Consider the following 13,242-nt stretch of genomic DNA (forward strand, 5'->3'; position numbering starts at 1 on the left):
CAATATGAAGGTGGATTCAGACAATCTTATAGGTAGAATACGACACGGATTATTTATTTTTTCGGCTTCCCCTCAATTTAGGAATCGCATGCGAATAGTATACAGTTATCGTAAAATCACGTAGGGGTAGGAGCTTAAGATGTTACAAAAAACACACAGTATTGCCGGATTCATTTCCGCGGAAATCGTTCTCACTTATCAAGATATTAGTTTCTTCACATGGGATGCCGCTGGGGCTCTTTTACTTGGATGTTTGGCAGGTACACTAGCGGATGTCGATAAGCCAGGTTCTACAATGGCGAAGGTTCTTTTTCCTTTATCTGCCCTGCTGCGGCTGCTGAAGGTAAAGCATAGAACCGTCACGCATTCCTTACTTTTTCTACTACTCTTAGTTGTCATTGCAATGCCCTTATCACCTTTATATTTCTGGGTATTCATCCTCTCTTACGCGTCACACTCGTTTATCGATTTATTCAATGATAGAGGGGTTCAGCTCTTCTGGCCTATTCCCTTCAAGATTCGTCTACTCCCAAAATGGATAGCTATTGACACGGGTTCAGTGAGCGAGACTGTTTTCCGTTGGCTACTTCTGGCCATGAGTCTAATCATCCCTTTTTGGACTTATGTACTTCCTCAAATCTTGAGTCATAGCTCTATGTTTTAATTCGTTGCAACAATGTAATCCCCATTGGCATTGAGTAGAAACTGCGCATGATACGCTCCTTGAGCATCAGGCTCAGCTAAGCTCTGCACGATCTCGCCAACAGCAGGAACACCTAAGAAGTCGTTCAATCCCTTCTTCATCTTCGATTGGAAAAGGATCTCGACTTCTTTCCCCCGATTTCTCGGAGAAATAACAGGGTCGCTCAAATGAATCGGATTATTCTCATCCAATAATTCAGAGTGGTGCAGCAGATCGCTCGGAACTTCCAAATTGTCAGGAACGGAGATCAATAGAACCGTCTCCGACTCATTGGTTTTTACTTGCATGACCGTTCCTGCCACATAGGTTGGACCCGGTTGGATTTCTTCCATCGACATCAACCTTTTTTCAGGTGAAATGAAAGCACACAGCACAAACAGAGGAAATAAATGAATGAGACTTATCTTGAACTCTTCCTTGTAGCGGCATTTTGACTTCTTCATTCTTTGCTCCTCCCTTGCGATTCAATTAAATTTCACGATTCATTTCATTCGTTAGTTATCCTTACCCCGTTCATAAGGATTTGAATCGATGCGTTATTCGCGATTTTCACCTCCAAATCGTTCCCATTGATCAAATAACGATTCGACGTTCCGCTAACTTGAGTCAGCTAACTTTCCTTTGCCATCGAAAAAAAACCTAACAGTATGGAGATGTGGGACAGATCCAATTGTTTAAAAATCGTGAATATTTGAATGAAAAAGGAGCTAAGCGACTTGTATGTGCTTAGCTCCTTTGTTTTTGTCGGTTTCTTTTTGCTTTTAATAATTGAAGGCTGCCCCTCAGTCATTTATGACTTGGGACAGCCCCTTGATTGTCGCACTGAATATCTCACAGTCCTCTTCGGCGACTTTTTGCATCCATTGAATTGACGGTCCATATTGCATGTCCAGCAGAAAAGTTAAAAGACCTAGCCCTTGCAAAAAGGGTCAGTGTATACAGCTCTCAACTGGCAGAATTAATGCCCAACAACAAAAAGCCCAAGATTTACTTGGGCTTTGGCGGAATAACCATGAAGAATATGGAGCGCGGGATTCAATTATTAAAAGAAGCTTGGATACGATGATTATTGCATCGGAACCGATATTTGGAAACAGATGCAGCCGTCTGCCACAGACACTTCGATGGTTCCTTTGTAATACTCGATTCGTTCCTTCACAACCGATAGACCAAGACCCTGGTGATCACCTTCACCTTTGGTGCTGTAGCCAATCGTGAACATTTTGTTATAATCATCCAGTTGGAATTCAGGATCAACAGGGTTTGTTACGGATATGGTTAAATGGTTTGACTCCGACCATCCGTTAACCATAACTTCACGTTCGTCTGGCGGGAATTTATTGACCTCATCAAACGCATTATCAATCAAGTTCCCAATAATTTTCACGATATCAACAGATTTCACACCTAATGACAAGCCTTCTAGGCCGGTAAAATGGTAATTGAAATCGATTTTGGTTCTCATGGCAAGCGCAATCTTTGCTTGGATAAGAGCTGCAATAGCCGGATGCCCGATTCGAATGATATCGTTCACTTCATTGATTTCTTCAATTAATTCTTTCATGTATTTCATTTGGTCTTCTTTTTTTCCTTTAGACAGCAGAGCATACATGGTTTGTACATGGTTTAGAAAATCATGCCTTTGACTGCGTATCGTTGCAAACATGTGATCCACGTTTTGAATGTACATTTCTTGTGTGGACTGAACAGCTGTTTCACGGCTTTTCGTAATAAATCGGAATACCAAATAGATAAGCACACAGCTAAAAATCGTAAATAAAACAATGAGAACTGTAAGCTGAACGAGCTGCTTGTTTAAAGTACGTTGAATCGTTTGATAATCCGAGACGATGGTAATCACATAAGGAATTTCCCTTTGAACTTCGGTCAATTTCTCCTTAACAGGAACATACATGAACGTTTTCAGAATAGGCTTCCCATTCCAATTTTCCACTACGCTAACTGGTTTATTTTCTAGTATAGACGCCTTGTAATTATCCAAATCTTTCGTACTCGTTATGTTATATGTACCAAATAAAACCGGGCGGTCATAGACCGATATAAATGGAACCCCACTACTGTCTTTATACTCAATCGGCTTTGTACCAAAAGTTACCCCGTTCAGTCCCGATATTTCCATAATATCTGGATTCGAAGCGAGCGTTTTCTTCACGATCGTATCCGCGCCTACGATTTGCTTGAATTTCTGAATTTTATCCGCATTGACAAACACACATATTAAATAATTCGTGCTTCCATCATAAAAGTACCCAAACTTACTTACATTGCTCGAACCTGATGCCGGAACTTCATAGATGCCCGACCAGAAATTAGGCAGCTTTTGCCCCTCAGCAATCGTAACTTGATGATTATCCAGAAGCTGGGTAAAAGCCGTAAACCAATAACCGAATGATTTGGTACTTGTAATCTGAAGCTCCTTGGGCTCGGATGACTTAGCTATCATAATATCATCACCATTTCGCTTCATCAGCGAGAAGCCATCAACACCCGCTTGCCTGGCAAGCTCAATTAATTGTTCATTCGAAACTTTTTCAATATCCGGATCCAGCTGACTCTTGGCGAAAAGCGCGACTGAACGAAGATTCTCACCAATCAAATCTTCTACAAAAAATGAACCTTCTTCTGATTGCTCAATGGATGTACGAATTTGACTCGCAGTCGATTCCATACGTTCAGATAACGCTTGCGTTAGGAGAGATTTCGTGAACCAATAGTAAGAGGTGTTATTCGTTACAAGCAATAAAATAACAATAGCAAAGGTAACATAAATGACTTTGGTGTTGATTCTCATGAAGTTTCACACTTTCTTTTTTTATGTAAACTGAATATTACAACGTTGACATGAAATAATTTTCGACACAAATCGAGGAATTACCCTTCTTTCAGTAGTATAATTGGATACGAAAGCGTTGTCTATCTATTAATATACACACATCAAAACGTTTGGTAATATAGGGAAGAAATCAATAGAATTCAGATCATGGGGGGACGCAATATATGACAAAAACGGCATTAATTACCGGAGCCTCTTCTGGCATTGGCGAAGTTTTCGCGAGGCGATTTGCCGAGAAAGGAAACCATCTCATTCTAGTCGCACGCTCCAAAAATAAATTGGATCAACTAGCTATAGAGCTTTCCACTGTGTATGCTGTTAAAGTCCAGGTTATTGCGATCGATTTGAGCGTAGAGAATGCTGCATCCGAGGTCTTTAAGCAAACTGAGCAGCTAGGCACGCACGTCGATATTTTGGTCAACAATGCCGGATTTGGCTTGAGTGGCGAGTTTTTAAATCATTCACCCGAGATCTACCGGCAGCAGATGATGCTGAATATAGCTTCGGTCGTGGAAATGACTCATTACTATTTACCGAAAATGGTGGCTAAAGGTGATGGGACGATCATTAATCTGGCATCCTTGTTATCCTTCTTCCCTTTTCCGTATTGTTCTGTTTATAGTGCAACGAAAGCTTTCGTTCTGTCTTTCACTGAGTCTCTATGGGAAGAATATCGCCATAAAGGAATTAAATTGTTGGCTCTGTGCCCTGGCCCGACGGATACCAAATTTTTCGATACAGCCAAAGATGTTGAAACCAACAATAAACGGACACCCGAACAAGTTGTAGCTACAGCTATGAAGGCACTTGGACGTAATAAAACCTACGTCATTGACGGCAGCGTAAATAAGTTCAATGCTTTTCTGGGACGCGTCCTCCCTAGGAAGACCATTGTCAAATTGTTCGGATCTGCCATTCGGAAATCCATGACAGCCAAGTAACACATGCAGTCCATTCTCCATTTGGAATTGGGCTGCTTTTTTTTGATCAGAGCTTGTTTTTCACGAGAACGAATGTTTGCTATAATGAAATCAACCAATAGCAATTCCGGAACATAACTATTTTTCAAAAGAAAGGATTCAGGTAATGAGCTTTCAGCTGACAGATGGGGTCATTAAGTTGTTGTGCGGCCGGTTTTCTTATGAAAAAGGAGAAGTCTACTACCATGAAAGACGAGTGACTTTCCTACATGAAGATCCTGAAACACCGCTCTATGAAGCCACGGTCGAAGGATATAACGGCACCTGCCAAGTGACCGTTGAAGAGGATACAAACGGGGATGTTATTGCCCATTGCACCTGTCCTGCGTATGATCCGGACGATAAATACTGCGAGCATATCGCTGCCGTGCTGCTGAATATTCATGCTATTCAGCAAGTATCTCGAGTTGGCGGTACAACAGCCCGGACTTTTGGACATTCAGAGGGAGATCGTAGATTGACGAGCCATATATTGGATTTGTTCGGGAATAAACCTCAGCGTCCAAGTCGTTCGCAACCTCTTTTCGATACAAGAGCGGTACTAGAACTGGAGTTTACCTGCAAACCCTTCCAATACGGCTATCGGAAGTTCATGTTCGGGATTGAGATGAAGGTCGGTCCTAAAAAACGTTATATCGTCCAAAGGTTAAGAGAATTTCTTGATCATATTGAGCGGAGAGAAGCCTATGTATTCTCAAAGCATTTCACATACGACCCTAAGCTCCATAGTTTTCAAAAAGAAGATGATGCGGTCATTAGGAAGCTCATCGAAATCTCTCGCAATGAGCAGATGTACCTTGAAACATCAACTACGTACTCCGTTCGTACGAATCATTTGAGCGGCGATCGGATGCTGCTGGTTCCTCCTTTCTCATGGACAACCTTGCTTCCCGCGCTTACCGAGGCTTCGTCCGTAAAACTTGAGCAGGATAACCGCACATTCGATGGAATCCGTGTATCCGATGAACCCATCCCGCTCCACTTTGAATTCGACCAAACAGAGGCCGAAGGCTTCCAATTGGATGTCCAAGGTTTGGAAAAGATTACGGTAATGGAATCGTATGGGGTTGTCCTTTCTGAAGGAAAGCTGATGCAAATGCAAGCCGAACCGTGTAGGCGTCTTTCTGAGCTTAAGCAAATGCTCGAAAACTCCAGCAAGCACCAAATTCAGATTCCGCCCGCGCAAATGGAACCTTTTATGGAAAAAGTGATTCCTGGCCTGATGAAGCTAGGCAGCGTCCATATCGCTGGGGCCATTTCCGACCGCATTATGCGAACGCCGTTAAAGGCTAAGTTATATTTGGATCGGGTGAAAGATCGACTGCTTGCCGGTCTGGAGTTTCAATACGGCGATATTGTCATTAACCCGCTAGAAGGCAATGAACAGAGGCGCGCAACCGACCGCATTCTCATGCGAGACGGAGATCAGGAGCGACGAATTCTGGAGCTTATGGAGCAAAGTACCTTCGCTAAGATGGAGGAAGGATATTTCATGGATGGCGAAGACGAGGAATACGAATTTCTATACCACGTCGTTCCGCAGTTGGAGAAGCTGGTGACTGTTTATGCCACCTCTGCCGTGAAAATAAGACTTCTAACCGGACATGCCCCGCCGATAGTCAAGGTTGATGTGGACGAACGAACGGATTGGCTGGCATTCAAGTTCGATATGGAAGGTATTCCTGAATCGGAAGTCCGCAATCTGTTGAAATCCCTTGGGGAGAAACGCAAATACCACCGGCTGCCGGATGGGGCGTTACTGCCGCTCGAAAGCGCGGAGTTTCAGGAAATTGTCCGCGTCATGAACGAAATGGGCATTACCAAGGAGGACGTGAAAGCAGCTGAGATCCGCCTCCCCTTAGTCCGCGGGCTCTATTTGATGGACGCCGAGAGACAAGGAAATACCGTTAAGCTGGGCAGAACATTCCGCCAGTTACTGGAAAACATGCGGAATCCGGATAATCTGGATTTCACGGTGCCGGCTAGTCTGGAACTTGTTCTTCGGGATTACCAGAAGTATGGATTCCAATGGCTTAAGACGCTAGCCCAGTACAATTTCGGCGGCATCTTGGCAGACGATATGGGCCTTGGTAAAACCATACAAAGCATCGCTTTTATTGTTTCTGTGCTGCCCGAGATCAGAAAGCAGGCGCTGCCGGCGATCATTGTTGCTCCCGCTTCTCTCGTCTACAATTGGCTCAACGAGCTGAAGAAATTCGCGCCAGAGATTCGGTCTGTTATCGCAGATGGGAGCAGAGAAGAGCGCAGCAAGGTTCTGAAACATGCGTCCCAAGCCGATGTTCTCATTACCTCATACCCGCTTTTGCGAAGAGATATCGACCTGTATGCGAAACAATCGTTCCATACGCTTATTTTGGATGAGGCTCAGATGTTCAAGAACCACACCACGCAGACCGCACAGGCGGTGAAGGCGATTCAGGCCCAATACCGTTTTGCCCTCACTGGAACTCCAGTGGAGAACAGGCTTGAAGAACTTTGGTCCATCTTTGACGCGGTGTTCCCTCAGTTGTTCCCCGGGAGAAAGGCATTTAATGACTTATCCCGTGAAAGTGTAGCCAAGCGGGTCCGACCGTTTCTGCTGCGCAGGTTGAAGACCGACGTTCTGAAGGAACTGCCGGAGAAGATCGAGTCGTTGCAAGCTTCCGAGCTGCTGCCGGAACAGAAGAAGCTGTATGTCGCCTATTTGGCCGAACTGCAACAGGAAACACTGAAGCATCTGAACAAAGACAGCTTTAATAAACATCGGATCAAAATATTGGCCGGCTTGACCCGACTTCGCCAGCTGTGCTGCCACCCGTCTCTGTTCGTCGATGATTATACCGGAAGCTCAGCCAAATTCGAGCAGCTTATGCAGATTATCGAAGAATGCAGAAGCGCCGGCAAGCGGGTGCTGATATTCTCGCAATTTACAGCGATGCTGGGGATGATCGGACGAGACCTAGGTTATCAAGGAGTGCCGTATTTCTACTTAGATGGTAAAACCCCTACGGCCGAACGTGTAGAGCTGTGCAATAAATTTAATGATGGCGAGCGAGACCTGTTCCTCATCTCATTAAAAGCCGGCGGTACTGGGCTAAATCTTACCGGAGCCGACACCGTTATCCTCTACGACCTATGGTGGAACCCTGCTGTGGAACAGCAAGCTGCCGACCGTGCACATCGTATCGGACAGAAGAAGGTTGTGCAAGTGATCCGACTTGTTGCGCAAGGCACCGTAGAAGATAAAATGTACGAGCTCCAACAGAAAAAGAAGAACCTGATTGATGATGTGATCCAGCCGGGACATGAAGCATTGTCCGCTTTGACGGAGCAAGAGATTCGGGAGATTTTGATGATAGGATGATGAAAAGGCAAAAAAGAAGGGCGATCCCAAGGTCATTGTAAAATGATTGTGGAAGCCCTTCTTTTTGTCAATTATGAATGTGGTAGGTTTACTTAGCTACTATTTCAACGCTCATCTTCCAAATGATTCTTTCGCCGATACGTACAACAACATTCACTTGGTGAGTTCCTGGTGTCAGCGGACGAGATGCTTTCAAGCTAAACAAAGCAACTGACGAATCACTAGCATCTGGCTTGTTAGCGATCCCTTCCGTTTTGGAAACAAGTGCTTCTCCTCCTTGATCTCCATTCTCCTCCAAGTACATCTGAAGGGGCATCTGACCGGACTTATAATCTTCCTGACTGGTCCAATCATAAACAAATGCTTGCATTTCTAAATGTCCCTTCTCCGCGCGGGTCGGGAATTCTCCTGACTTCACGTTATAATTCTTCTCAAACAAACTGTATTCTTTGCCCGCAAATACCTGCGTTAATCCAAAAAGAGCTTGAACGTCTTTCAAATTAAGATACCAGCTATCGCGGGAATGACGCGGCAGCTCTGCCAATTGAACACTTTTATCCTTAGTACCGTGCCAATAAATCAACGCATTCTTAGCCCCAGCTTTAAGCTCAAAAGAGTAGTCATTCTTGCTCAAAGTGACGGCGTCCGTGCCTTGCACCTTTTCAACTTTGTATTGAAAATGTTCAGCAAGCTGGAGGACATCCAAATAAGATTGATTATTTTCCGTATACCCAATCCGCTGACCATTGTAAAGCTGTAATCCATCTTTTGCGGCAGGGGCAATTCCTAGACTATTCGTATTTACTTTTGATATATGAGCTACCGTTTGTGTATCTTCATCCCATATTGTATCTTGCAAGCTGTCCCAGTACGGAATCCATCCGGTTCTCCCATCGACATGAGCTTTCAGCCATATGGGCCCGCTGTAGGGTGAATTCCAAACCTCGGTAACCTCCACTGTCTGATCACGCAGCAGTAATGTCGATGAGCTGAACGGAGTTTCCGGATAGCGCTGCAGCTCCTTTGGATCTTTAACCAAGACTTTCCAATGAACAGGTATGGCAGCTTCAGGCTCGCCAACATTTTTGTTTATCCATCCTGTGCCTTTGGATGAACGTACATGGTACCAAGTACTGTTGTACCAAATCGGATAAGGGCCTCTCCCTGTATAGAGTCGCTCTTCTATTTTCTCGAAAGCAGTTACCGTTTCACCTGATATAACGGCATCTTCCTTCTTCAGTCCATCCCATACATCATGAATTAGCGGCTTTTCACGCACGATATCCATGGTTTCATTCGTACTCAGGATCGAGACTCCCTTTTCGCGTGTCCATGTGGCCCCTTGATCCGTTTGAACTTCGAATGCACGATCATAGATGGTTGTGAACTCCCTTGCGATCGTGTAATCGCCTGCCTTGGAGTTTGACCAATCTAGCTTCTGCTCGCCAATCCCCATAGCCGTTCCAAGATCAGTATTGGACGGCAGCCCATAATAATGCGCTTTTCGCTGCACCTTTTGTACAGTACCTATTTGATTGACGGGTATATGCGCCCAGAGATCACCTAACCAAGTGGTGTGCACCTTCATCCATGCTTTATTGGTGGGGTCGTTCGTATAGAACCACTGTTTTTCGGCCGCAACTACCTCAACCTCTTGTTCGGATAAGGAGGCTGCAGGTCCGCCTTTGGTGCTTTGATTGCGATATAGCGGAGTTTCTTCCAAAAGTGTAATTCGCTTAGGCGGCTCCATGTCTATTTCCCATGGGTTTGGCCTGATCCACCTCGGCCCGAACATCGTTTCAATCTTCCAGGTGGATAAACCAGTCGACCACGAACTTTCTACAGTGAGCACATTTACCTCCTGAGGGGCAAAAGTACCTTCCGGCTCATCATCAGGCTGATTAATGGCTGCATAATAGGGCGTCTCGGCCAAAAGCTCAATCGTGGCAGGGAATCTAATTCCTTCTGGCGCATAGGATCCTCCATAAATGGGTTCAGCTTCTGTCTGATGCGCCAAACTGCCCAATCCTAGTCCTACAGCGAGGATCGCGATAGTGAAGATTTTCATTTTACTCATATGGAACAATCACAACCTCACTTGAATAAATTAGGGAAAACTTACCATTTATTAGACGCCTGTCATCGTCACAAAGTTGCTTACATCCAGCCCAGCTTTTGAAAAATGCACAAGTTAGACAGTTCTCCTTGTCTTACTTACTTTACTTGCCTCAGTTACTTTAGTAGTATATCTAGTATCGAATACATGAGGAGCTGCAAAATATATGTCAAATGATGAAATTATTCTAACTCCAGAAGGATTACGCAGTTTAGAATTAGAGCTTGAAGATCTCAAAACCGTCAAACGCAAAGAACTAGCCAGCCGTATTAAGACAGCGATTAGCTATGGCGATCTCAAGGAAAACAGTGAATATCATTCCGCCAAAAATGACCAATCTTTTATGGAAACCAGAATATTGACGATTGAAAGAATGCTGAAGAAAGCTAAAGTGGTTACGAATATCGGCACATCCAAAGTTCAAGTTGGCTCTACTGTTATTCTCAATGATGTGGAATTTGCTGAGAAAATTGAGTATAAAATCGTCGGTACTCAGGAAGCCGATGTGAATGAAAATAAAATTTCCTACGAAAGTCCACTTGGCGTTTCCCTCATGGGCAAATCGGTTGGTGATGTAATTAGTGTGAATGCACCGATGGGTGTCATTAGCTATGAGCTGCTTGAAATCAGAGTGTAACTCTGACGCAATCCTTTTACCAAGGATAAACGACTCCGTCGTCCTTCTGGGACGAGCGCGTTTGTCAAGACTGATGACGCGAAGTGTAATAAAACTTATACTTTCTTATCTACTTAACAAAATAAAGGCATTGTCATGCAGCGGCGGCTGCACGGCAATGCCTTTTTGATTTGTCCACAAACCTTACTTACCAATAGCTTGAATGATTTCCAAAGCCTTTTCCATTTTCTGGATATAGGCTGTCTCATGGCTGGAACACATAAATTTGATGTTGGATTGTCCATCGCCAAGTAATTGGTCTCGGTCACTGAGCAGCTGTATCAATCGGTTCACAGTACCCGAGCTTCCATCAACAATTTGGATGTGACTTGGCAGTATCTTTCTTAGAACGCCCCTATAAAAGGGGTAATGTGTGCATCCTAGAACAACAGTCCCATACATCCTCAGGTCGAAGGGCTCCAGCTTGGTATGAAAATAATCAGTGATTTGTTGGCTTTCCACATTTAATTGTTCACAGAATTCAACCAATTCCGGCAGCGGCACCGAATCCACCATTCCCAGATCATCTATACGAGAAACTAGCTCTCTATATTTCGATTGCTTGAGGGTTAGAGGCGTAGCAAAAACGAGCACTCTTTTCCCTGATGAACGATTCATTTCGAGGGCAGGCTTTACCGCGGGTTCCATCCCGATGATCGGTATCTCATAGGTTTTTCTTAGTTCTGCAATGGCTATACTGGTTGCTGTGTTGCAAGCAATGACGAGGGCTTTAACCTCTTCTTTGATGATCATGTCTACGGATTTTTTGACAAAAGCAAGAACCTCGTCCTTCGGTTTCGTCCCGTAGGGAACATGAAGGGTATCCGCAAAATATAGAAAATCTTCATGAGGCAGTTGCTTCATGGCTTCGTGTAAGACGGTAATACCGCCTATCCCTGAATCAAAAAAAGCTATTCTCATTATCTTCACCCTATATGTATTGTTTCTTTTCTATAGTAATCCTGCCGTAATAAGTCCGTTTCGAATGCCATCATCATCCACATGTGTCGTTACATGATCGGCATAAGGAAGTAAGTCTTTGTGGGAATTCCCCATCGCGATACCAAATCCGACATACGAAAGCATCTCCATATCATTTAATCCGTCACCAAAAGCAACAGCATCTTCGGGCTTCAATCCAACAAGTTCCAAAAGCGCGGCAATCCCTTGGGCTTTCGAACCACCTGCTGGTAATACGTCTATCGCATGCGGGTGCCACCGAATCAGCTTAAATTCCGATTGCAGCTCCTCGTACAAATGCTCATCCGTGTCTTCAATATGCAAGAAGATTTGATAAATATCATTTGTTTTCCAGAAATCCGGGTCATACGCCGGCAAATCAACCTTCAATGAGGAAACCGATCCAACTACAAAGGGATGGTCCTCTGTATCCGTGAAGAAGTTATGCTCTCCTTCAAATACGAGGGAATGCTTATGCTTAGCTGCCAATTTGACCAGTGCTTCTATGCTGCTCTTGGCGATAATCCGTCTGTAGAGCGGTTCACCACGGTAAACCGCATAGCCCCCGTTCAAGCACACATAGGAATCAATCCCAAGCTGTTCAGCCAAGGGCTTGATGAAGTAGGGTGCTCGTCCTGTTGCAATGACCGGTTCAATCCCTTGCTGCTTTAATTGTTGAATAGCAATGATCGTACTGGCAGGAACTTGTTTTTCCTCGTTAACTAAAGTGCCGTCAATATCAAAAAATACTATTTTATACACGGTATGAATCTCCTTTTCGTTAGGGGGCAGCACGGCTGCTCCTCTTCTCTCTATCTTTCAATTAAACACCAAAAGCAGAGAAAAAACAAAGAAAAAGAGAATCCCTTCGGTTTCTCTCCGCCATGTTTATACAATTTCATCAATAATCCCAAAAGATAAGGCCTCATCAGGACTCAGATACCAATTACGTTGATTCTCCTGAACACGATGCAGCTCGTCTGAATGCAGCTTCGTTTTCGATAAGATATATTCATCATAAATGTTTTGCAGCCTTTGTGTTTCATCCACACGATTCTTTAAGTGTTCCAAATGACCGTCGATATGCGTTGATACAGAGTGATACATGAATGTACTAAGTCGGCCTGCATATCTCTTGTGACCGCTAACGGCGATTAGTAAGCTCATGCTAGCAGCAAGTCCATACACGTATGTATGCACCGGCGTCTTACTGTTTTCAATCACATTGATCAATCCTAGACCATCATAGACACTTCCCCCATTACTATTAATAATGAAGTCGATGGGCATACGCTTGAAGTCTTTTTCTTTCTTATCTTTGTCATCATCATATTGATTAATTCTCATGATTTGCTCGACTATGGTTTTCACAGAGCTTTTATTAATGCCATCGAATAGATATAAGGTCCTGTCACTCATAGCATGCCTCCTGTCCTTATGGCCTACTGATACGTTAGTCTATTCTCATTTTATAGACTTTGTAACTCTTTTCTCTTTCTTTTCATAATTTTTGGGCAAAATAAAAAGGCCAACCAGTTTCTGGTTGACCTCTAAATCCCCTTTGACATGCTTGTATATCATGTTTGAAA

The 13,242-nt window shown here is 44.0% G+C and carries 10 protein-coding genes; 4 read left to right on the plus strand and 6 right to left on the minus strand.

All coding sequences use genetic code 11. The annotated features are described in order from the left end of the window. The first annotated feature begins 139 nt into the window (after nucleotides 1-139). Nucleotides 140-664 carry a metal-dependent hydrolase gene (locus tag ASG85_RS03625; protein ID WP_057305335.1) on the plus strand — a complete coding sequence of 175 codons (525 nt, stop codon included), beginning with the start codon at nucleotides 140-142 and terminating at the stop codon, nucleotides 662-664. On the opposite strand, the gene ASG85_RS03630 is transcribed toward ASG85_RS03625, so the two are convergent. Both ASG85_RS03630 and ASG85_RS03640 read right to left on the minus strand, forming a co-directional pair. After that, nucleotides 661-1,146, minus strand: a complete 486-nt coding sequence (locus ASG85_RS03630; protein WP_060645371.1) for a hypothetical protein — start codon at nucleotides 1,144-1,146, stop codon at nucleotides 661-663. The genes ASG85_RS03625 and ASG85_RS03630 overlap by 4 nt on opposite strands. Before the next feature lie 623 nt (nucleotides 1,147-1,769). Beyond that, nucleotides 1,770-3,515, minus strand: coding sequence for a sensor histidine kinase (locus ASG85_RS03640; RefSeq protein ID WP_057305338.1), 1,746 nt, complete (start codon nucleotides 3,513-3,515; stop codon nucleotides 1,770-1,772). Nucleotides 3,516-3,721: 206 nt separating this feature from the next. Between ASG85_RS03640 and ASG85_RS03645 the strand changes: the two genes are divergently transcribed. Together ASG85_RS03645 and ASG85_RS03650 are read left to right on the plus strand one after the other, a co-directional pair. Next, complete coding sequence (locus ASG85_RS03645) at nucleotides 3,722-4,498, plus strand: SDR family NAD(P)-dependent oxidoreductase (protein WP_057305339.1); 777 nt, start codon at nucleotides 3,722-3,724, stop codon at nucleotides 4,496-4,498. Between the two features lie 145 nt (nucleotides 4,499-4,643). Continuing rightward, the gene (locus ASG85_RS03650) at nucleotides 4,644-7,901 is read left to right on the plus strand and encodes a DEAD/DEAH box helicase (protein WP_057305340.1); all 3,258 of its coding nucleotides are present in this window, start codon (nucleotides 4,644-4,646) and stop codon (nucleotides 7,899-7,901) included. 88 nt (nucleotides 7,902-7,989) lie between these two features. On the opposite strand, the gene ASG85_RS03655 is transcribed toward ASG85_RS03650, so the two are convergent. Beyond that, nucleotides 7,990-9,978 carry a hypothetical protein gene (locus tag ASG85_RS03655; protein WP_060645372.1) on the minus strand — a complete coding sequence of 663 codons (1,989 nt, stop codon included), beginning with the start codon at nucleotides 9,976-9,978 and terminating at the stop codon, nucleotides 7,990-7,992. A 205-nt stretch (nucleotides 9,979-10,183) separates the two neighbouring features. Between ASG85_RS03655 and greA the strand changes: the two genes are divergently transcribed. Further along, nucleotides 10,184-10,654, plus strand: coding sequence for a transcription elongation factor GreA (greA, locus tag ASG85_RS03660; RefSeq protein WP_057305342.1), 471 nt, complete (start codon nucleotides 10,184-10,186; stop codon nucleotides 10,652-10,654). 183 nt (nucleotides 10,655-10,837) lie between these two features. Here greA and murI read toward each other — a convergent pair whose 3' ends face one another. The 3 genes from murI to ASG85_RS03675 all read right to left on the minus strand — a co-directional run bounded on the left by murI (nucleotide 10,838) and on the right by ASG85_RS03675 (nucleotide 13,072). Continuing rightward, entirely contained in the window at nucleotides 10,838-11,614 is a 777-nt protein-coding gene (gene murI, locus ASG85_RS03665) for a glutamate racemase (protein ID WP_057305343.1), read from the minus strand. Between the two features lie 30 nt (nucleotides 11,615-11,644). Then, the gene (locus ASG85_RS03670; protein WP_082562473.1) at nucleotides 11,645-12,424 is read right to left on the minus strand and encodes a Cof-type HAD-IIB family hydrolase; all 780 of its coding nucleotides are present in this window, start codon (nucleotides 12,422-12,424) and stop codon (nucleotides 11,645-11,647) included. A gap of 117 nt (nucleotides 12,425-12,541) precedes the next feature. After that, on the minus strand, nucleotides 12,542-13,072 hold the full coding sequence (locus ASG85_RS03675) for an ATP-dependent Clp protease proteolytic subunit (RefSeq protein WP_057305345.1): 531 nt from the start codon (nucleotides 13,070-13,072) through the stop codon (nucleotides 12,542-12,544). Between the last annotated feature and the right edge of the window lie 170 nt (nucleotides 13,073-13,242).

The organism is Paenibacillus sp. Soil724D2 (assembly GCF_001427935.1).
Classification (GTDB): Bacteria; Bacillota; Bacilli; order Paenibacillales; family NBRC-103111; genus Paenibacillus_E.

Excerpts from the sequence above, each read along its gene's own strand:
- ASG85_RS03630 (WP_060645371.1), bottom strand. The coding sequence starts at position 1,146 with ATGAAGAAGTCAAAATGCCGCTACAAGGAAGAGTTCAAGATAAGTCTC.
- greA (WP_057305342.1), top strand. The coding sequence starts at position 10,184 with ATGTCAAATGATGAAATTATTCTAACTCCAGAAGGATTACGCAGTTTA.
- ASG85_RS03640 (WP_057305338.1), bottom strand. The coding sequence starts at position 3,515 with ATGAGAATCAACACCAAAGTCATTTATGTTACCTTTGCTATTGTTATT.
- ASG85_RS03645 (WP_057305339.1), top strand. The coding sequence starts at position 3,722 with ATGACAAAAACGGCATTAATTACCGGAGCCTCTTCTGGCATTGGCGAA.
- ASG85_RS03625 (WP_057305335.1), top strand. The coding sequence starts at position 140 with ATGTTACAAAAAACACACAGTATTGCCGGATTCATTTCCGCGGAAATC.
- murI (WP_057305343.1), bottom strand. The coding sequence starts at position 11,614 with ATGAGAATAGCTTTTTTTGATTCAGGGATAGGCGGTATTACCGTCTTA.
- ASG85_RS03650 (WP_057305340.1), top strand. The coding sequence starts at position 4,644 with ATGAGCTTTCAGCTGACAGATGGGGTCATTAAGTTGTTGTGCGGCCGG.
- ASG85_RS03655 (WP_060645372.1), bottom strand. The coding sequence starts at position 9,978 with ATGAGTAAAATGAAAATCTTCACTATCGCGATCCTCGCTGTAGGACTA.
- ASG85_RS03675 (WP_057305345.1), bottom strand. The coding sequence starts at position 13,072 with ATGAGTGACAGGACCTTATATCTATTCGATGGCATTAATAAAAGCTCT.